The following is a 20,105-nucleotide window of genomic DNA, read 5'->3' as shown; positions in this document are numbered from 1 at the left end:
CAAACTGTTATTTAACCAATCTTAGACCCGGAAGGGTACCTGTCTGTGCTAGCTCTGAGGTGTAGATGCTAGGATTGATGACCGTAAATTCTTAGATTTTAAGTGAGTTTTGTATCTGTTAGTGAGTTTCGGGATTCAGGTCTACTACCCCTGTTTGCCAGATGTACCAAAAAAGCACTGGAGATATCCACACAAATAATTTGACATAAATGCTAGAATTGGTGGGTTATGCGCATTGTTACCTGGAACATTGCCGGCTGCCGCACCGTCCGCTCAGCCAAGCAGTTCGATTATTACGAGGGCGAAAACAGAAAATACTTTCTGGAGCATCTTGCTGCCCTTCAACCCGATGTGGTGTGCCTGCAGGAAACTCACGGCAACCGTTCTTACTCTTTGGCCAAGGAGTTAGCCAAAGAGCTAGAGATGCCCCATGTCTTCGAGAAGCGCTGTTGTCCCTCCCATATCGACAGCCAGTACAAGCTGTGCAACGCCATCTTGTCCAGACAGCCCTTTACCGACCCACGGGCAAAGCTGCTGCCCCACCCTTCTTTTCAGTTATACCTGCACGACAAACCGGTGCCACCCTTTGATCGCTATCTCATAAGTGTGCAGTTTCCCGGTTTTCGGGTAGCAACCCTGCATGTTGAGCCATTAGATATCCTTGGCTATGACTATAGCGAAGGGCTAGGACTTGAGTTCGGTCATACCATTGACGAGTTTCTTGTGAAGCAACTCGAGGCACCGTTTGTCTTTACGGCCGACCTGTATGCCGCACACCCTACCATCCCGTTCCCCAAGTTTATGAGCCAGTTTTCTCTACAGGATGTATTGCCAGCCCAAGTCCCCACCGACCCCAAAGGACTCAGGCCAGATCATATTATGTGCACCCCCGAGTGGCTGCCCATACACGCACGGGTAATTCCCACCCAAACAGATCACTTTTTATGTGTGGCTGACCTCCAGCCAGATTTTCAGACATCTGCCTTTCAGTGAGAGGTTGGATTGCCAGTACTGGCTATAAACAAATCGTCGGATAGCCGTCCGCAATCTTCTTGCGTCAGAGGCGACACAGCAGCAGCCGTGTACAGATCGGTCGCATCCCGGTCAGCAACGTTGATACCACAAGCTCGCATAAAGGCCCAGCTGACCACTGGCCGCAGCATGCCTTCGGTTGTGTCTTCTTCGAAATAAAACGGCAAAGCTACCGCAAAATCAGGCCGCCGCAGCGTATCAAACAGAAATTCTGTCTGGAGCCCATAGCTGGGCCCACTCGGGTTGTGCACCACCACTGAGTGCCGTGTCCACGGCAAGCCCAGCCGAGACCCAAGGTAGGTGATATCTTGAATATGTACCCCGATAGGACGCTGCAAGACCTCTTTGGTCGCAATTCCCGGCTCCCATTCGTCCCGATCCCACATCATTCGCAAAGTTCGGTCTTCTTCCCCTTCAGCCGGTGCCGTAATGGGCCAGCTGCGCAAGTTATAAACCACACCGTTCTGAGCTTCGGCAATCTGTGCCTTGTTTCCCTCCGAGGCCGCCACTGCCTGACACACGATCTCCCCGATATCCAAGCCCGTATAGGGGTGGGGTATGTATTCTGGCGGTCTTTCAACTTCGAAGGCCATACATATAGTGTACATGCCAAATTACGATCTGTTGATATTTTTCAAGCTAAATTCTAATACCTGGTGCGTCCACCCTTGACGCGAATCCAGGGTACAATCAATCCATCTAGTAGTAAATGGCTGAAATATCCCGCCAGCGCTGCTCCATAAAATATCAAGTATGTCGCAAGCAGCGTGGACTTATTCAGATACGGCACCAGCACAATAGGCAGCGGTACCAGCACCATAGCGATCTTGCCGTGAGTCCATCCTCGGTGCTTGCTGAGTACCGGAAACATGCAGATCAAACCAAAATAGGCCGCAGCCTCTAGGTATCCATAGGCTATCAGTAATACATCTAGTACAAAGGCAGCACCAAAAAAGATGTCCTGCCCCTTAGAGTTGGTGTCGATATCTGGCCACAAACCAAACAACATAGCCAGCACAAACAGTCCGGCTACTAGCTGCCAATCACTCAATACGCCCCCCGTCTTTTCCAGGAGGTCACCGGGCAGAAGCCCCAGACCTAGCACGTAGACCATGCCAGCCCCTAAGCCACCGGCAATATGTCCTTTGTAATTTGCCATGCTATCAGTTAAACATAACCACTATAAAATGCTAATAAATGAAAGATCCAAAGGGTGCCCGAGTGGGACGTGCCAACGGGCACCCTTTGGGTTGATCTTCCGGTGGACTAGTCCCGACCACCCAGTCCGAGAACTCGGACGAAGATGTTGAACCAGTCCAGGTAGATGCCGATGGCAGCATCGATGGCGTTCTTGGCAGTGCGTGGCAGTCGAGCCGCACGGTTGAGGTCGTACAGCACGAAGGCGCCGAAGATGATGATGCCTGCCCAGTCCAGGACGGACATGCTGGTCTCGATCGGAATGCCGAAGGCAGTCAGAAGAGGTGACAGCAGCAGAGCACCGATGAGCAACAGCAAGGCACCCATGAGCGGACGCCCCCAGCTGGACAGATCCTCGGGGATCAGAGCACCGATGGTGCCCAGGATCAGGACCATGCCAGTGGTCAGGATGAAGGCCTTCAGGATGGCCGCGGCCTGGTATTCGCTCAGCGAGGGGCCGAGCAACAGACCGAGGGCACCGGCTATCAGCGCGAAGCCGAACAGCGACTCGGGGACCGAGGTGCTGCGGGCAGACACGCTACAGCCATAGAAAGCCACCACCAGGACCGGCACGAGCAGGAACAACACGTCCCAGCCCGAGATGTCCCAGTTGTAGCTGATCATGCTGAAGCCGAGGCTGAAGAACACACCGGCCATGGTCCAGAAGCTGACCAGGAACATGAACAGCCGATGATCGAGGACGTCAACCTCGCGGAAGCCTCGTCGCCGAGACCACACATCACTCGTGAACAAAGAATCGCTCACGTACCCACCTCCTACGGTTTGTGTTGGGCAATAAGAGCATAATTGTCTTATAGGCTTGTTGCCCGACACAAAACTAACCGGAAAGATCTGTAAATGTACGCCAAAATGCAATATCTTGGCACTTATTATTTTGGTATAAATCGTGAAGCAAGTCAAAGATATAGCATCGTTATGTTGATGTTATATAATTTTTATTGTATAAATATACGGTTGGTTTCTCGAGAAGAGAGGTCCAGTACATGACAAGTTCACGCGAAGGCGCTCCCCCCGCCTTTCCCGGCTACCCCAAGTCGTCAACAGCGGCCCGCGACCGGTTCGTCCAACTGATGGCCGAAGCCCAGCAACTGCTAGACGGCGGTCTCGGCGTCGAAGGGCTCAGCCAGCTCGTCCCGCCTGCACTAGTGGATCGCATCCATCACGAAGTGGCCATGCAGTGGTTCGGCAGCCACTACATATTGGGCTGGGCCATCTGCCAGCAGCCCACCGCCCAGCAGGGCGTCGGTGACACCGAGGCCAAGGCCAAGTTGCTCAGACTGTGGGCCGACAACATCCTGCGGATCTGTCGCGAGCTGAGGCACCCCGCCCGGGACGACACCGACCAGTACACGTCCGATCGCGTCAACGAGCTGACCGTGTTCTGGCAGCGCCTCAAGGGCGCCGTGGTGTGGACTAGCTTCCACGGTGACATCTCCAACCTCATGAACCCGCTCTGCCGCAACCGTGAGGTCGTGGACAACATCGCCCTGGCGCTGGAAACCGGCTGGCGTCTCCTGCGTGCCCTGCAGCACGTCCCGGTTAACAACTGGAACGGCAGCCCGCTGGACAAGTTCGACACGTTCGATCTGATGACCCTGTTCAGTACGCGGGCCACCCAGGTGCGCGACGAAATCGCCGGCAGGCGGCACCACCCCTAACCCAACCAACAACCGACCGTCGGAGGTCACTCACATTCGTGTGATCTCCGGCGGTCTTTTCAGTTATATATTGCTTGCAAAAAAGATTGACTTATGATATAATCTGCACCAGCTGCATTTCGCAGAGTTCCACCTGATGAGAGGAAGCATCGACATGCGTCGATTCCGAATCACCCGCAGGCACGCCCCCGTGGCGACCCTGGCAGCGATCGGCCTGATCGCCGTGGCCAGCGGCTGCTCCACGTCGGACAACAACGACGCCACCAACCGCGAGAACAACACCCAGCGCATCAGCCTGGACAACGATCTCGAGGGCGGTGGCGCTACGTTCGAGCACGATCTGGGCAGCGGCATCACGCTGATGACCAGCTTCTCCGCTCCTGGCTACGACGTCGACGACTGGCGGATCACCGACTCCAAGTCGATCCACATCCAGGCGCAGGTCGCCTCCAACAGCGACGGCGTCATGCCCGAGGCCGAGGTGCTCATCGAGAGCATGCACGCCGACGTCTTCATCGACGCCCGCAAGAACCTCATGGACGGCATCAAGCAGGACACCATGGACGACAGCCTCCATGGCGGCACCCAGCCCGGCTTCGCCGTCGGTGGTCCCAGCGAGTACGAGTACACCGAGGTGTTCTCGATCGAAGGCCACAGCGACACCTTCATGACCGGCTACGGCTACTACATGGAAGGCTACGGCCGAAGCGAGCTGAGCGAGAAGCGCCCCACGGAGAACAACCTCCGCAAGGACGCCAAGGTGACCGGCAACAAGTTCCAGATCGTCTGGAACGTCCTGGTCCGCCTGCCCGGCGAGACGACCTACCACAAGGTGGCCTTCGTCGACGAGTTCATCGTCGAGATCGTCCCGGCGGAGGACAACGACTAGAGAACTCACGCGCTCCTAACGGAGTTGCAGCAAACAACACCCTTCGAGACTTCGGTCTCATCCCACTGTTGTGGGATTCTGTTTTACAGAGAAGGGTGTTTTTGCGTGAAACTATTTATAAACAAGGTGGAGAATCCGAGGTGGCAGGCAATCGCGTTAAGCGATCTATACCCTGCCACCTCGGCGCTCCCACTATCTGTTGACCAATTTGGTCAGAGCTCCTCCAGGGAGCCGGCCGGCTCGAGCCAGACATCAGTGTCGGCGTACAGCACGGCCAGCGGGACGACCGAGCCCTGCTGCACCATGAAGCACATGAATGGCCGGTCGAAGACCAGCGGCGTGCTCACAGAGGTGCACTCGAAGCCGATGCCGGTGGCCACCTTGGCCCGAGCACCGCGCTCGTTCATCCGGAAGCGGAACTGTTGGAACGCCTGGCTGACACTGAGCTGACCACCGGTGCGGGAGCTGACGGTGTTGATGCCGAGCATCCAGCCCATGTCGGGCTCGAGGTTCAGATCCACCGTGGGCAGCACCACGCTGTCGTAGTTGTAGTTGTCCTTTCGACCGGGGTCCATGGCCACCATGGCCTGTCGCACCAGCTCCATGCCGTTGGCCGGCTCGGGAATCATGCACAGGAAGACGGTGGCACCACTCTGGGTGTCGATGGTGACAACCGGGCTGTCCAGTCCGCGCACGTTGGTCACGCGCACCCCATCCTCCAGCTTGAAGGCGGGGTAGCTGTTGCCATCGGCACCGGTGAACGGCACCCGCTCACCCACAGTCAGCCACTCCACCAGCATGTCCAGTACCGAGGCCACACCGAGGTCGAGCGGACCGAACTTTGGGTCGAAACCTTTCTTGACCAAGAACTTGTTGAGCTGGTTGTAGTCGGTAGAGGCCAGTGCCTCGATGTTGGTCAGCGACTTGATGGCGCCCAGGTCACGGATGCCGTGGTACCACCGCAGGAACCAGTCCTGGGCAGGGTCGCCCGAGCTGGCCCACCGGCAGGTGCCCAAGAACTCGTCTTCGAGGGCCAGAAGAGCGTGAGCAATGGTGCTCACGTCCAGAGCAGTTGAAGTCATATCCTCACTCCAATCACAGATAGGGGGAGACAACGTAACGCTAGAGCACTGTGCTCAGCTATTGGCTCGCCTTTGAAGGAACCAACCACATACTATACCATTTTTATTACTTAAAATCGATAGTAGGATATGGGGTCGTAGAGACCTACACCTCTGGCTCGTCTGGTAAGGGCTGAGACCTGAGCCTATAAATTGAGTAAGCACGCCGTTTCTCCTCCTCTACAAGCCCCAGTAGCACCAGCTTACCAAGAAAAGCCCGGGCCACGTGCATCTCAACTCCCAGTTCCTCGGCCGCCACTTTTTCGGTAAGCAGACCCCTGATTTCACCTGGGAGCTGCAATAACCTAAGATGGTCTGGTTCTAGCTGCGTCAATCTTGGGTCGACAGACACGTCAGCCCAAGGAAGAATGTCAGTAAGCCGCATTTCAGCGTGACAAGGCGCTTCTTCGGCCGCCTCCTTCGCTTCATGTTCGGTGGATACCGTTTCGGGGGGCTCCAGCCGGCCCTCAGGAGCAGTGGCAATGCCCACTGCGGACACTGTTTTCGTACTCAGCCAAATGCTCAGGCCCGCAGGACCTTTGTGTATTTTATCTCTAGTGAATACGGCGCTTTCCGTCGGCAGTGTGCTCTCGAAAGGAGCCGCTGCATCTCTGAGGGCCGAAATGACACCCCTAACCCTATGCGGCCTAATGATACGCCCCACCACAACCCCAATAACATGCCTCCAGTCTGGAGTAAACTCTGCCTGAGCAAGAGACTGAAAGGCATCTTGCACGGCCTGGCGCTGGACCCCAGGGTCGTCCTCTTCCCCCACCAATCGTGCCATAATGATCCGACCAAGGGGCCGCCGAGTGGCCGCCGAGTGGCAAATAGATCTCCGGTCAGCCTGAAACGAGCCGGCCCGAGGAGGGGGTTGTCTGGTTGGGCATGCAGAAATCCTGTCAGCCAAGCATCCTTTAGATCTCGCTCTTCAGTCCTGGCAAAAAAAGATACATGCGGAAAATTAGTTTCTCGGTAATCACTCCTGCCCTGCGCATAATCGGGATCTATAGGATCAGATCCCAGCGGAGCCGGAATAAAGCCCGGCACCTCCTTGACCAGTTGCTGTAGCCTATGCAAAGCCTCGTAGCCTTCAGGCGCCGTAACAAGTCTATAGGCTCCTTCTATGCGAGGGCCTTCACCAAAAGTCTCCCGTGACATAAGACCATCTTATCAGCCTGAGTGTGCAATCAGATATCGTGCTATTTCTGGCGCTTGCGCTTGCTGTGGTCTAGCTCACGCTTTCTAAGACGCAGAGACTTAGGTGTTACTTCTAGCACTTCGTCATTTTCAATAAAGTCCAGGCACTCCTCGAGGCTAAAGATAGTTGGTGGCGTCAGCTGAACCACGCCATCGCTGGACGAGCTACGCATGTTTGTGAGGTGCTTGGCTTTGCAAATGTTCATCTCCATGTCTTCTTGGCGCTTGTTCAGCCCCACTATCTGGCCTGCATAGACTTTCTGGGCGGGGCCGACGAATACAATGCCGCGGTCTTCTGCCATCTGTAATGCATAGGGAGTCGTAACACCATTCTCAAAAGCAACGAGCACACCATTGCGGAGCTGTTGCAACTGCTGCCCGAGTGGTTGATAGCCCACCGTGAGACTGTTCATGATAATGGTGCCCTTGGTGTTGGTCATCAGGATGTTGCGGAGGCCTAAGAGAGCCCGAGTGGGTAGCTTGTAGACCAGTTTGGTGACGCCCTTGGGGCTGGCAAACTGCTCGGCCAGTTCTGCCCGGCGCGTGCCCAGTTCCATCTGGACCGTGCCGACGTGTTCGGCTGGTACTTCTATAATCAGCTCCTCTAGGGGTTCCTCGGTCACGCCCTCGTGTTCGCGGGTAACCACCTGTGGGCGGCCTACCTCAAACTCAAACCCTTCGCGGCGCATGGTTTCTATCAGCACACTCAGGTGTAGTTCGCCGCGACCAGATACCAAGAAGCCAATGCCTTGCTCTTCTACGCGCAAGCCAACATTGCTCTCTAGTTCTTTGTCCAAGCGAGCGCCAATCTGGCGAGAAGTGTTAAATTCGCCCTCTGTGCCCTTGAATGGGGAGGTGTTGGGGCCCAAGTAGATCTTCAGTGTAGGTGCCTCTACCTCTAGTACGGGCAGGGCCTCTGGTTGGATAGCGTCAGCAATTGTCTCGCCAATCTGGGCATCGGCAATGCCGGTCAGCTGCACGATGTCGCCGGTCACACCACCAGGTACCTCAAATTTGCTGACTCCATGGCTCATAAATACCGTGTCTACTTTTGCCTTTACCTGCGAACCATCTTTTTTGCATAAAATAACGGGGGTGCCTGCCTTCATGCTACCGCGCGTAATACGCCCCACGGCATATTTACCTTTGAAGGTGTCCCAGGCCAGGGCAGTTACCAGCATCTGGAAAGGTTTGTCTGCCTCTACCGCTGGTGCGGGGATGTGCTCGATGATGGCGTCAAAGATAGGCTCTAAGTCCCCTGCCGCTTCAGCATCTGCCGGTATGGTCTGCCAGGCCTTGCCTGCCCGACCCACGGCGTAGTAGACGGGGTAATGCAGCTGATCTTCGTGTACGGCCAGTTCTAGGAACAGGTCGGCCAGCTCGTCTTCGACCTCTTTTATGCGAGAGGCTTGTTTGTCTATTTTGTTGATAATAACAATTGGCTTGAGTTCGTTCGCCAGGGCTTTACCCAATACGAACTTGGTCTGAGGCATGGGGCCCTCTTGGGCATCGACAATCAAGATACATCCGTCGGCCATGTTCAGGGTACGCTCTACCTCACCCGAGAAATCGGCGTGACCAGGAGTGTCGATGATATTAATCCGGTAGTCACCATGCTGCACAGCCGTAACTTTGGCGGTGATGGTGATGCCGCGCTCGCGCTCTTGGTCACCACTGTCCATGATAAGATCCTGACTCATTTCGGCCTGGTTGTCGCGGAAAGTCTGGGACTGCTTGAGCAGGCCATCAACCAGTGTGGTCTTGCCATGGTCAACATGCGCGATAATTGCGATGTTGCGTATTTTATTAGGGTCTTGGTCGGTATTTATCATATTCTCACTAAAAGAGGCGCTCACTTTCGTAAGCACCTCTTACGTTTTCCTAAATTATACCATAAGCGAAGCTGTTAAACAACCCGAAAACCGCAACAAGTAGGTGATATACTGAACCTAGCAAATCAAACGTGGTGGGCATGTGGGGTAAGCATGGCTATCAATATTGATGTCCTCGAAATAACTATCAAAGAACTACAACGCAAATATGACAAAATCTGTCATGACTTTGATGGAGTAAGAGTGAAGATTCTAACCCTGATTGGTGGTGGGCTTGTATTTCTTAGCTTTCTTTACGCCGGCGACAATAACGGAGGAATGGGAGACATATTCTTCCCCTCTAAACTTGATAGTCAGATTTTTTACGCTATTGGGCTTGGATCATTCCTGGGTGCCTTGTGTGTACTTTTTTGGGCAATGCGTTCTACGACCTGGGCATTGCCCATAGACCAAAAAGAATTGGCTAAGTTAGAAGAGCGATATAATAGCAAGGGAAAATTCTTAGTGTTTCTGCTTGAGGAGTACAATGAAGCCTATGCTTTTTGTAAGCAGCAACACCTCAAGAAGGTAGCACTTCTTGATATCGGCACAAATATGCTTTTTATCGGTGCTATAATATTATTAGTACTAAGGTACTTTGGAAGCTAAGAATTAGGGGGTAAAAATTATGAGAATGCCCGAATATATTAAAAAAAGCGTCTAGCACCAATGAGCCCCCGCAAGGGGGCTTAATTATTTAGAATGTGTCCGCGGCCAAAAAGGGACAGGGTTATACTTATAGAATGGACTTCAAGACGCTCAACGACAGAGCCGTAGAAATACGGAAGAAGTACGACCAGCTCAACCAAACCCAGCAGGGTGTAAGTTGGAACGAGCAGCAGTTGATGGCAGGATTCGTAGGTGACGTAGGTGACCTATCCAAGATTATCATGGCTAAACATGGCCTGCGAGCCATGGATGACATAGACCAAAAGTTAGCACATGAGTTGAGTGACTGCCTGTGGTCTATCCTGGTTTTGGCCAGCAAGTACAACATAGACCTGGCTTCAGCATTCATGAAAACTATGGACGAACTAGACGCCCGTATCAAGCACGAGCTAAGCTAGCTCGGTTTACTTACTGACGAAGGTCAGGGCGTAGCCAGTACGTCCTGCGCGACCTGCGCGACCGATACGGTGCACGTAGTCTTCGTAAGACTGCGGAGTGGCATAGTTGATGACGTGCGTGATGTCAGCTACATCAATACCACGAGCTGCTACGTCGGTAGCAACCAGGATATTTATGTCGCTTTTCTTGAACTTGTCCAAGGCACGCTGGCGCTGGCTTTGGGATTTGCCGCCATGAATGAAGTCTGCCTGAAAGCCACGAGTTACGAGCTTCTTACTCAGACGTTCGGCACTGCGCTTGGTTGACTCAAAGACAATTGCCTTTTGGACCGAGGTATCTATCAAAATATCGTGCAGCAAATCCATCTTGTGGTCGGCATCCCGATAAGGGACAACGTCTTGGTGCACACTGTCAGCGGTGTCACCGGATTTGACCGATACCATCTTGGGGTCATGGCCAAAGCCTTCGATCAACTGGCGGACTGGAGCGTCCATAGTAGCAGAAAAGAAGAACGACTGACGTTTGGTGGGCAGTTGGCTCAAGATACGTTTCATGTCTGGCAAAAAGCCCATGTCTAGCATGCGGTCGACTTCGTCCAAGACCAACATATTAAAGTGTTCTAAACGCAGGGTACCGCGCTCCATGTGGTCTTTGATACGACCAGGCGTACCAACAACAACTCGGGGAGTTTTTTTTAGGTCGCGCAGCTGCGGGTTCATGTTAACGCCACCAATAAGCAGGACGCCGAATAGGCCGCTGCCTCGGGCGATCTCTTTGCACTCTTCCTGAATCTGCAGGGCAAGTTCACGGGTAGGAGCCATGATAAGCACCTTGGACTGCCTGTCGTGCATGAGTGTATTAAGTATAGGGATAGCAAAAGCAGCTGTTTTACCCGTACCGGTGTTGGCAATACCAATCACGTCGTTGCCATCTAGGGCCAGTGGAATGGTTTGATCCTGAATAGGCGAAGGTATCTGGTAACCCTTGTGCGTCAGGTTGGCCTTGATAAGCTTGTCCACGTCAAAGTCTGCAAACTGATGTTTGGCTACGTATTCTTCTGCGGTTACTGATTTGGCTACGCGAATAAATCGGCTGGGGTCAATGTATTGACCAGCCTTTCTGTTTGATCTCTGAGGCGCCGCATGATAGGCCCGGCGTTGGCCGATAGGTCTCGACCGGCTAGGTCGCTGTTTGAAATTAGAGGACATAAAAATAGAATCCTTGATTGTTTAGTTGGTACATGATTGTCGGGATGAAACCATAGTACTAACGAAACAACTCGGATTCATCTAAAACAATTAGGGTTAATAGTAGCACACCACGCTGCTTATGTCAATGCCCCTACGTGGACACAAGCGCAATATTATTGTATTATACCGAAATCTTCTGAGATATTTTCAGAGATGTTCATCCGGCAAGCAGACTACCACGAAGTGGAACTAGTGGAACCCCAAACCAACGAGACGCCCGTCGACCCAACCGACGACGAGCCCACCCAGGCCGACGCTCCCGGCGAAGACGCGTGGGACGTGGACCAAGTCGTTCAGTTCGCCCAGCAGACCTTCGGCGGCAATCCGCCACAGGACGTCAGGGAGCTAGTGGACAGCAAGCCCAAGGGCAAGCTGCCCACGTCCGAGGAGGCCATCACCTACGCGACCGCCCTGGCCCTCAAGCTCCCCGTGACCTTGCTCGAGGCCATGGTGCTCGAGAAGCTGTGGAACTGGTTCGTACCCAGCGTCTTCCCCAGTGCCAGCCCCACCATCAGCCGTGCACAGGCCCGTGGCCTGCGGCTGGTGATCAAGCTGCTGTCGCCCCCAGGCGAGTTCGACGTGAGCCTCTTGCGCCCCAGCAAGCCGACGCCCAGCGTCGCGCGCATCGTGCTGACCAACGGCTTCCGACTGAGCCTGGCGGCCACAACTCTGGCCTTCGGCGCCGTCGCCAAGCGCAAGCTGGACCAGAGCGCGCGCTAGACATGATGAGTGGGCGTGGCACGCTTACATAGGTGCCACGCCCACCGTGTGCTTTCCCCACTATCCCTCTAGTCTGCTTTGCCGAATTCGCTTCCATGAATGTGCCTATACCGGCAAGTTCTTGCTGACGAGCTGAAAACAGCGAAAAGCGAAACTACGACAGACACCTTAGTTCACCAGAATATTGACTAATAATTATTAAAGTGTTATAAATTACCTATCCCTTCTGGGGTCGTTCTTTTGTATGTGAAGCGCTTTTGCTCCAGCCCGGGTTTGAGCAGGACCATTTTATGCAAACTGTGTGGTTTTTGCGTAAGGTGTCCCTGCTCAACCACGGAAAGGACACCAAAGTGTCAAGGGAGAAAGAATACGTCAACCCCCTGGATCTCCCCCCGCTCTATATCACCATGTACAAGTTCGTCGAACTTGTACTGTTCCTCTTCGTCTACTGGCTGTGCTACCTGTTCGCCCGCGACTGGATGGTGATGGACTTCGACGACCTGTGGAAGCCGGATGGAAACGTCGGCGCCGCCATAGGCAAAGTGTCGTTCATCTTCGCCTGGGCGATCGGCGTCACGCTGGTGATCGGCATCTACCAGGTGGTCAAAGAAGTACCACGCGAGCACGATCCAGGAGAGACCTTCTGGAAAGGCTTGTGGATCAGCATCAACGCCGGCTTCTTCGAGGAGCTGATCTACCGCTGGTTGCGATTCTTCATCGCCATGGTGCTCCTCCGGTTCCTCAACGCCATCTTCTACGGCTTCGTGGCCTGGTGGTACACCGAGATCATGATTCCGGTCGTCAACTGGGAGACCCTGGGTGCTCTCGAGCCCCAACTCACCGGCCATCCCGAGTGGCTCTTCGGCGCCGCCGTGCTCTCCGCTGCGACAAAGTTCGAGGAAGCTCACGAGTACCAGGGCTGGTTCGGCAAGACGAACGCCTGGTTCATCGGCATGGTGTTGTTCTACGTCATGTTCAACTACGGCCTCTGGGCTGCGATCGTGGTGCATGTGCTGTACGACGTGTGCGTCTTCACCACCAGAGCCTTCGTCAACTCCCGACTGGAGGACCCCTACCGGAGGCGCTCCCACAGCCGCAAGTAGCCAGCCGTCCATAGCAACCCCCAACTAACCCACTTCACCCTACAAAGACGGGAAGTCAGAAGCTTCCACCCGGCGTCGAGCCATCTCCGCCGGGACACCCTGGACCTTTTAGTCGTTTTTACGATACAAAAGGTCCTTTTCTATATGCTTTTTCCAGGATAGCGCATTCTTATGTTCATAAGTTCTCTAAGAATGAGGCACCCCGCCAGGCCCATCACCGCCCACAGATCCCATGCGCCGGATAAGGGCATGGTAGGCGGCGCTTTTGCCGCCAATACCGCAGACGGTTGTGGAATTGCTGCCCCTACCGGCGTCTGAGACGTGGGCTGTGGGTGCTGCACCGCGCCCCTTCCCTCTGGCCGAGGCTGGACGGCAACCACGACAGCCGGTTCCGGCGTAGCGGCTCGAGGTATCGCAGCTCGTGCCACCACCGCGATGGTTTCTGGTTCTTCTTGGGGCGTCTCTGCACCCAAAGCCTGGACCGGTTCAGGCTCTGATGCAGGCTGAGTCGCTTCAACAACTTCAGCCTCCGGATCTTCCCCTAGCTCTTCTGGCGCATCTTCCAGAACAGCCGGTGCCTCGGCTGCCGGTTCGGCCAGTGGAGGTGGTTCGACGTCAGGTGCAGCAGCTTCTACCGGAGGAGCAGCGGGTGCAGCAACGGGCGGGGGCGCAGTCCCAAAGTCTTCAAAATGCACAAAGGCGACAAAACCAAAGGCAGCAGGGGTACCCACGTTTTCTGAATAAGTACCGTCTGCCCGATAGTTGTACTGTGACACTCGGATAGTTCCGTCTGGCCGCACCTCTTCTACAAAGGCGGTATGACCAAACGTCCCGCTGGTACGCACCGCCACCGACCCAACAGCCGGCCGGCTATCTACCCGCACACCTTTGGGTGGGGCCCGAATGGCCCAGGTCTTGGCGTCGCCCAACCCTTTGTACCGCTCGGGCGCCACCCCCAGGGTGCTCACCTTCCAGGCAGCGTAGTCTGTACAATTCCGGTAATAATAGCCGTAGGGCGATATAACATTGGCCGGGCTGGTGTCGTTCGGTCTATCGCCCCAATCGTAGTTGGGGCACCAGTTGGGCCCCGCGCCCTGCACCGTATACGGGGCATGAACACACGGCTTGCTAGGGTATGGGTAGCCGCCTGTTTCGGCCCGCACTTTTGGCGCAGACAATACGGCCACCACTAGAAACAGCCCGAAACCTGTCCACAGCCACAATCGCTGCTTCACCCCAAAGTCCCCCACATAAAGCTTTAGTTTATGAAATTTACTAAAGCACTATAGCATAAGCTGTTTTATGCCTAAAGAGAGTTATCTAACAAAGATTATGTTTCGAAACGGCCCGCCTTGATGTCCTCCCAGCGGCTCCGCGGGCACAGGGTGGGCCAATCCTTCCAGAATTGGCGATAGTCTCCAAATTCATCTTCTTCTACCCAATGGAGGTGATTGTCATCTGTTATAAGGTCGGGGAACCGAATGCCATCCAAATGATGAAGTTCATGTTGGCCTACGCGAGCCGGAAAGTCCTCGAGCGTCGGGGTAGTCTGATTGCCGAACTGGTCGTAGCCCTGGAGGGTTATCCATTTGTGGCGTTCTACAATACCGGATACCCGAGACGACGAGTAGCAGCTCTCACGCCCCTCTACCATCTCCTCTGATCGAGCTATAATGACCGGATTGATAAATGCCTGCAACTCTGGCTGTTCGCCACCGCTTACCGGGTTCATGCCAATGAGGACAATGCGCTTCAGTATCCCAATCTGGGGTGCCGCCAGCCCCACCAGCGTAGGATACCGGTCATCGCCCTGGCGGCCATAGGCGACCAGGAATAGCCTGCCTATATCGGCCTGTATTTCAGGGCTGGTTATCGTTGCCGGGTCTACCTCTTTGGCTACCTGGTTCAGTATTTCGCTGTGGGGTGGAACTCGTAACTCAAGCGCTTCTTGGGTGTATCTCTTTTCTGTCACCGCCCCTAAGATGACTCCTGATCGGCGGCGTACAAGCCCTCTAGCTGAGCCTCGTCTATTACATGCCCCTCCATGGCTTGGTCAATCTGTTGACGGGTATCGGTTGGCCGGACACCACTGAGTGGGCTGTCCAGTGCAGACAGCTTAAATACATACCGATGAGCACCCGAGGGTGGAGCAGGACCATCGTATGCCTGATTGCCAAAATCATTGGTGGCTTGAGTGCCCTCCAGGGGCGTACCACCGGCCAGAATCTGCATGGTTGCCGGTGACATATTGTAGATAAGCCAGTGGGTAAAGGTGCCATGAGGTGCGTCCAGGTCTTCTACCGTCAAGACCAGGCTTTTCGCCTCTGGTGGTACCTCGCTAAAGGTCAGCGGTGGACTGACGTTGCCCCCGGCATGGCCCTGCTCTTTAGGAATATGTTCGCCCTTCTGAAATGCGGTGCTGGTTATAGTCATGGGTATAGTGTAGCGGCCAAGCACCGCCTAAACAGCTAGAAATGTAACAGTGTCAGTACCTATCAGTAACTTCGCCTCCGGCCGCTGGCAGTAGTGCGTGCCCTGAAGGTAAAAGAGGGTTCGTAACTTTCGTTGTAACCCGGGCGATCATAGCCAACCTCCCACCCGGCGCCTTCGAACAGCTGCTCTACATTCAGCCACCCCTTATCAAAGATATCCTTACGGCTCACCCCCATATCGACCAGCCGTTTCACCACGTCTTTTTGCATGACAGTCACGTGTCCGTTCACGCATCCTTCAGTTATCAGATCGTTAAACACCCCAATAACTTCATCCGGCACATGAAAGGCCTCGGCGGCCTCCTCTGGCCGGATGGGTTCTATCCTCGACTCACCACCACCTACTGTTTCTGGCATGGGCTTTCTCCTCTGTTAACACAGGTATGATAGAGAGGCTGCAACCCACTTACAGTCAAATAGTTTTTACAAAGGCCAATATTGTAAAAACGGTCTAATCATTGTACTGTATGTCGATGATTATTGAGCGTCAGCACGACAGCCCCAACGGCGCAGTCAACCCGGCTGTATGGGACGAGATACAACTGGTCAGAGACCAGGCCCACCAGGCCTATATGGATTTTGTACGCCAAGCAGGCGGAATTAGAGGCGAAAACTATGTCGCCACCATTACCCCTTATGCAAACCTAGACACCGACATACAGGAGCACATACCTCCCGCCGCCACAGACTGTCTTGTAGAAGAGCGCGTCACGGAGTACGGTACGCGGATAACCGTATTCGACATGGCTACCGGCACCGGCGTACAGCACCAGATCGAAGATGGCGTTTCAGATTACTACGATTTGAGCGAGGACATCTGGAAGCTACAGGGTTCATCTCTGCTAGAAGAGATTTTTAAGCCGGGCAGTCACCCCGAACTGGCAGAACTAGCGCAGATTGGACGTAGTACAATTATTGATCCCACGGAATTGTCTGCTCGTCTGAGTACCCCAGAAGAAGACAAGAGGATGACCGCCGTAGCCCGGCTAAGCCAATTCACCATCGCCCACCTGAACGACATACAGTCCATCTACCACCAGGTCGCCTACCCAGAGGGTCGCCAACAACGTACTAGGCCCCCGGAGGATAACGAGCAGCTACTTCAACAGCTGCAGCAGGGTAAATATATCGGGCTGCGCACCGGTACTTTCTATCTGGATTGCGCTAAGCACGAGATCTACGCCAGAAAGCCTGACGATGAGCTGCGCACCGCCATGGGCCTGAACTATGAAATCCCCATAGGCCCGATCAAGCTACGCTTTGGAGAAGATATCGAGATGGCCGTAGACTTCGGCATGCAAACAACAGACTACTTTGAATCACAAGACATTGCCGTCAATCCATAGCTACAAGCTTGTCTTCATCGACTTTTACAAACCCGCGGCCCAAGAGCCCCTGACCCAGCCCCTTCAGATGACCCTCACCCCACAAAAGAACCATATCGGTTTCTGGATCATCCTGTATTTGGCCATCAACTGCTTCAAGCTCTATATCGTTTCGATAGTCAACTATCTGCTTACTTAAGTCACCAATGAGTAATTTCAAAATCCTAGGAGAAAAAGGACGCTCCTCTCTATCCATCAAGGCCTCTTTGACCATCTTTTGTCTTTCTTCGGGGTCCATGTCTTCGTACAGCCACTTCATGCCCCTAACGAAAAGAGTATGCCGACGTAACGCAAAAGAGCTGAGACGCCGAGCCAAGTCTATTTCCGTAGCATCATAGTTTTGCCAGTCGTCCCGGAGAGTTATGGCACTCGTCTGTTTCACCAGGCCCCACTCTTCTAAATCACCAAACAGGCCATATACTCCGCGCATCATAACCCGTACGCATTCCGCCCGAGCCCTTACCGCCCGGCCCGCCTGCTGGAATTCCTCTGGAGTATTTTTGATTATTTGTTCGTAGTGGACCACCGCACCATTGTCGTCATGCTTGCTGTCAATAAGCCCTTGAATGGCCTCGTAATATGGCAGTTGAGCCACATGAATAGCGCCTATAACGTCTACCTGATTCTCGTATTCACGGTGGACGTAGGTGTGGATAGACGTCGTTACCGCCCCTGTTTCAGCCTCTTGCACGCTCATAGATTACATACTATAACAGGTAGTTCTCCCCATAAAAACACCCGGTCGAAATCGGGTACTTAAGTGGAGCTGGCGGCCATTTCGCTTATGCATTATAATCCTCCATATGCGAGTATGCGGTACTTGTCACGAGGGGTTTAAGCCTAGCAGCAACCATAAAGACTGTCCTAGCTGTCGTTATCATAGGACTAAATCAGTCCTATGCAAGGTCTGCGGTGTTAACATCCACTCTACAAAATACGGAAACTGTATAAGTTGCACCAATAAACTAAAGCCGGAATATGGTACGGGATGCTACAAGAAGAGTGGATACATAATGGCCTTTCAAAAAGGGCATCCTCGTGCCCAAGGCAGCGGAGGCAATTATGTTTTTGAGCACATCCTTGTAATGGAAGAACACCTCGGACGTTTTATTCAGAAAGATGAGAATATCCATCACAAGAATGGCATCCGGGATGACAACCGAATCGAAAATCTAGAGCTTTGGGTGAGGCCTCAGCCCTCGGGCATTCGCGCCACAGATGCAGTGCTTTGGGCAAAAGAAATACTGGCTCGATATGAACCAGTACAAGAAAAATTATAATTTGGTGGAGCTGCCGGAGAACTGCCCTCCGGGTCCGCTAGTTTATTTGATTAGTCTATCCTACAGGCATAGGTCATTTAAGGTACCGCTCTGAGTCAAAATGACCAAAAGTCAAAGCGGGTTGATCCTAAGTCTTAATCCGGCTACGGATCAATTGCCAGAAGCAACCTTGGAAAATATGTCACGCACATACGCTACCAAGATGTCACGTATGGCGCGGCTGTCTAAATATATTAGGCAGCGAATGCGAGCTGGGGTGTAAACACGCTAGCTACGCGGTTGAAAAATGTTTTTGCATTTGTTCAAGGTTTGTCTATACGCTGACAAGCGGCCTGCTGATCTAACCAATAAAGTCCAACGTCGAGCATAATTTCAGCCCCATGTATGAATGTATCACCTCTTGGTGACTACTGCATTATACCACCAATGACTGTAAAACGCTAGTGCTCGCCCATCTGCACTGAATGATTATACTAAGGGCATGCAACGTGAATCAGAAAGTCCTACACCGTACCATGGCCTCTATTTCCATGGGCTGGGAACCACACAGCTGACACTGATAGACAGAATATTCTTTAGCCACTTACGCCATCGCGGCATAGAGTTAGAGCATGCTTTGGTGGACTGGCACGGAGACCAGTCGTTTCAGGAGTTATTCGATCACGCCACAGAGCAGGCCGAACAAAGGTTGCGTACCTATGGCCAGCTTACATTGGTGGGCGCCAGTGCCGGTGGCAGCATGGCAGTTAACGTCTTTCACCGGCTGCGCAGCGGCGATCCAGATCTGAACATTTCTGTGATAAGTCTCAGTGGCCGGCTGCACATAGGCGACCCCCAGCACCTGGAGCGCAGAGCCCTCCACCGCCTGGGCAAGCCCAGCCCCGCGTTTATAGGATCAGTAACTCATTGCCATGAAGTAGCTATACCCGGGCTGACAGAGGCAGATAAGCAGCTTGTCGGCGTGGCTCGTCCGTGGATAGAAAGAACAGTACCACTGGCCACTATGAGCATAGAGGATGCGCACGAATACACCGTGCCGGCTATCGGACACGTAGCGGGAATTGGCCTTGGCGCGTTGTGGCTTCCGAGAATCCTAGATGATATGGCGCTGCCGACTTAATTTTTATACCGACTTGTCGCGTCTGTCCTTTCCAAACATGCCTCTCATGAGGTCCACGCCGCCAGCAATAATATCGTCAATACCCTCGGCAATCTCCTCTGCCCTGGTCCTAGTGGGTGCCGATGGTTGAGCGCCTGGTCCGGCGGCTCGATCTGTTTTCTTTTCTGCACCAGCTACGATGAGCACAGTCAAAGCCCTGCCTACACCCATCTTTTTTCCACGAGCTGCGGCGTTACGCTGTGTGTCGGCAACAGCCTGCCTTACTTCTGGGTACCCCGCATACACTGGCCCCGTATCAATATGCACCACGCTCTCTTTCAACACACTCCCGGCAAAATTCAGCAAGTCGGTCATGGCTTCCTCGCGGCTCAACCCTTTGCGCTCCATACGATCAACGATCAAACGCCCGGCGGCGTCATCAAGCTGCCTTAAGTCACATTCCACGGGCTGGTCTACCTCTAGCTCCAGGCCCAAAGAACTACGTCCATCTATTGTCATGGTGTTACCCTCTTGAGTTACATTTTATTGTAGCTATTAGAGCATAACTGGCCATAAATAAAACTGTCAATAAATTAATATCTAGACTAGTCAAGTATCTGTTTTCGTACATTTTTTTCACCCAACCGTCCCCACAACACAGCAAAAACATATCCGAAAATAGTGACAGCATGATCTATTTATTATATAATATATACTAG

At 53.6% G+C, this 20,105-nt stretch carries 23 protein-coding genes; 10 read left to right on the top strand and 13 right to left on the bottom strand.

The window, feature by feature from the left end:
* Nucleotides 1-228 precede the first annotated feature (228 nt).
* Nucleotides 229-993, top strand: coding sequence for an endonuclease/exonuclease/phosphatase family protein (locus VK694_00255; protein ID HTE57153.1), 765 nt, complete (start codon nt 229-231; stop codon nt 991-993).
* Here VK694_00255 and VK694_00250 read toward each other — a convergent pair.
* The 3 genes from VK694_00250 to VK694_00240 all read right to left on the bottom strand — a co-directional run bounded on the left by VK694_00250 (nt 987) and on the right by VK694_00240 (nt 3,150).
* Nucleotides 987-1,625 (bottom strand): hypothetical protein, encoded by a 639-nt coding sequence (locus VK694_00250; protein HTE57152.1) that lies wholly within the window; start codon nt 1,623-1,625, stop codon nt 987-989. The two genes, VK694_00255 and VK694_00250, sit on opposite strands and share 7 nt — an antisense overlap.
* A 53-nt stretch (nt 1,626-1,678) precedes the next feature.
* Nucleotides 1,679-2,191 carry a metal-dependent hydrolase gene (locus tag VK694_00245; protein HTE57151.1) on the bottom strand — a complete coding sequence of 171 codons (513 nt, stop codon included), beginning with the start codon at nt 2,189-2,191 and terminating at the stop codon, nt 1,679-1,681.
* A gap of 107 nt (nt 2,192-2,298) precedes the next feature.
* A complete protein-coding gene (locus VK694_00240; GenBank protein ID HTE57150.1) occupies nt 2,299-3,150 on the bottom strand; it encodes a Bax inhibitor-1 family protein in 852 nt (283 codons plus the stop codon).
* Nucleotides 3,151-3,233: 83 nt separating this feature from the next.
* Between VK694_00240 and VK694_00235 the strand changes: the two genes are divergently transcribed.
* Together VK694_00235 and VK694_00230 are read left to right on the top strand one after the other, a co-directional pair.
* Nucleotides 3,234-3,908 (top strand): hypothetical protein, encoded by a 675-nt coding sequence (locus VK694_00235; protein ID HTE57149.1) that lies wholly within the window; start codon nt 3,234-3,236, stop codon nt 3,906-3,908.
* Between the two features lie 154 nt (nt 3,909-4,062).
* On the top strand, nt 4,063-4,797 hold the full coding sequence (locus tag VK694_00230) for a hypothetical protein (GenBank protein ID HTE57148.1): 735 nt from the start codon (nt 4,063-4,065) through the stop codon (nt 4,795-4,797).
* Nucleotides 4,798-5,009: 212 nt separating this feature from the next.
* Here VK694_00230 and VK694_00225 read toward each other — a convergent pair whose 3' ends face one another.
* The 3 genes from VK694_00225 to typA form a co-directional block, all read right to left on the bottom strand.
* Nucleotides 5,010-5,879, bottom strand: a complete 870-nt coding sequence (locus VK694_00225) for a hypothetical protein (protein ID HTE57147.1) — start codon at nt 5,877-5,879, stop codon at nt 5,010-5,012.
* Nucleotides 5,880-6,024: 145 nt separating this feature from the next.
* Nucleotides 6,025-6,705, bottom strand: a complete 681-nt coding sequence (locus tag VK694_00220) for a hypothetical protein (GenBank protein HTE57146.1) — start codon at nt 6,703-6,705, stop codon at nt 6,025-6,027.
* A 415-nt stretch (nt 6,706-7,120) separates the two neighbouring features.
* The gene (typA, locus tag VK694_00215; GenBank protein HTE57145.1) at nt 7,121-8,950 is read right to left on the bottom strand and encodes a translational GTPase TypA; all 1,830 of its coding nucleotides are present in this window, start codon (nt 8,948-8,950) and stop codon (nt 7,121-7,123) included.
* 153 nt (nt 8,951-9,103) lie between these two features.
* Here typA and VK694_00210 point away from each other — a divergent pair, with 153 nt between their 5' ends.
* On the top strand, nt 9,104-9,598 hold the full coding sequence (locus VK694_00210) for a hypothetical protein (protein HTE57144.1): 495 nt from the start codon (nt 9,104-9,106) through the stop codon (nt 9,596-9,598).
* Nucleotides 9,599-9,693: 95 nt separating this feature from the next.
* Nucleotides 9,694-10,056, top strand: a complete 363-nt coding sequence (locus tag VK694_00205) for a nucleotide pyrophosphohydrolase (protein ID HTE57143.1) — start codon at nt 9,694-9,696, stop codon at nt 10,054-10,056.
* Between the two features lie 6 nt (nt 10,057-10,062).
* Here VK694_00205 and VK694_00200 read toward each other — a convergent pair whose 3' ends face one another.
* A complete protein-coding gene (locus VK694_00200) occupies nt 10,063-11,265 on the bottom strand; it encodes a DEAD/DEAH box helicase (protein HTE57142.1) in 1,203 nt (400 codons plus the stop codon).
* A gap of 195 nt (nt 11,266-11,460) precedes the next feature.
* Between VK694_00200 and VK694_00195 the strand changes: the two genes are divergently transcribed.
* Complete coding sequence (locus VK694_00195) at nt 11,461-12,027, top strand: hypothetical protein (protein HTE57141.1); 567 nt, start codon at nt 11,461-11,463, stop codon at nt 12,025-12,027.
* Between the two features lie 290 nt (nt 12,028-12,317).
* Nucleotides 12,318-13,130: a hypothetical protein gene (locus tag VK694_00190; protein ID HTE57140.1), complete on the top strand. Its 813-nt coding sequence runs from the start codon at nt 12,318-12,320 to the stop codon at nt 13,128-13,130.
* Nucleotides 13,131-13,270: 140 nt separating this feature from the next.
* On the opposite strand, the gene VK694_00185 is transcribed toward VK694_00190, so the two are convergent.
* The 4 genes from VK694_00185 to VK694_00170 all read right to left on the bottom strand — a co-directional run bounded on the left by VK694_00185 (nt 13,271) and on the right by VK694_00170 (nt 15,979).
* A complete protein-coding gene (locus VK694_00185; protein HTE57139.1) occupies nt 13,271-14,365 on the bottom strand; it encodes a CHAP domain-containing protein in 1,095 nt (364 codons plus the stop codon).
* Nucleotides 14,366-14,460: 95 nt separating this feature from the next.
* On the bottom strand, nt 14,461-15,102 hold the full coding sequence (locus tag VK694_00180; GenBank protein HTE57138.1) for a peptide deformylase: 642 nt from the start codon (nt 15,100-15,102) through the stop codon (nt 14,461-14,463).
* A gap of 5 nt (nt 15,103-15,107) precedes the next feature.
* Nucleotides 15,108-15,563, bottom strand: coding sequence for a YbhB/YbcL family Raf kinase inhibitor-like protein (locus tag VK694_00175; protein ID HTE57137.1), 456 nt, complete (start codon nt 15,561-15,563; stop codon nt 15,108-15,110).
* 62 nt (nt 15,564-15,625) lie between these two features.
* Entirely contained in the window at nt 15,626-15,979 is a 354-nt protein-coding gene (locus VK694_00170; protein ID HTE57136.1) for a hypothetical protein, read from the bottom strand.
* A gap of 110 nt (nt 15,980-16,089) precedes the next feature.
* Between VK694_00170 and VK694_00165 the strand changes: the two genes are divergently transcribed.
* Nucleotides 16,090-16,968: a hypothetical protein gene (locus VK694_00165; GenBank protein ID HTE57135.1), complete on the top strand. Its 879-nt coding sequence runs from the start codon at nt 16,090-16,092 to the stop codon at nt 16,966-16,968.
* Here VK694_00165 and VK694_00160 read toward each other — a convergent pair.
* Nucleotides 16,958-17,704, bottom strand: coding sequence for a hypothetical protein (locus VK694_00160; protein HTE57134.1), 747 nt, complete (start codon nt 17,702-17,704; stop codon nt 16,958-16,960). The genes VK694_00165 and VK694_00160 overlap by 11 nt on opposite strands.
* A 316-nt stretch (nt 17,705-18,020) precedes the next feature.
* On the opposite strand from VK694_00160, the gene VK694_00155 reads away from it, so the two are divergent.
* Nucleotides 18,021-18,287 (top strand): HNH endonuclease, encoded by a 267-nt coding sequence (locus VK694_00155; protein HTE57133.1) that lies wholly within the window; start codon nt 18,021-18,023, stop codon nt 18,285-18,287.
* 481 nt (nt 18,288-18,768) lie between these two features.
* The gene (locus tag VK694_00150; protein HTE57132.1) at nt 18,769-19,407 is read left to right on the top strand and encodes a hypothetical protein; all 639 of its coding nucleotides are present in this window, start codon (nt 18,769-18,771) and stop codon (nt 19,405-19,407) included.
* Nucleotides 19,408-19,410: 3 nt separating this feature from the next.
* Here VK694_00150 and VK694_00145 read toward each other — a convergent pair whose 3' ends face one another.
* Complete coding sequence (locus VK694_00145) at nt 19,411-19,905, bottom strand: hypothetical protein (protein HTE57131.1); 495 nt, start codon at nt 19,903-19,905, stop codon at nt 19,411-19,413.
* Nucleotides 19,906-20,105 lie beyond the last annotated feature (200 nt).

The sequence above is a fragment of the Verrucomicrobiia bacterium genome (assembly GCA_035489575.1).
In the GTDB taxonomy this organism is placed as follows: domain Bacteria; phylum Patescibacteriota; class Saccharimonadia; order Saccharimonadales; family JAGQNK01; genus DATHJY01.
The sequence above is the reverse complement of the archived record's forward strand: the minus strand, read 5'-3'. Positions and strand labels throughout refer to the sequence as shown.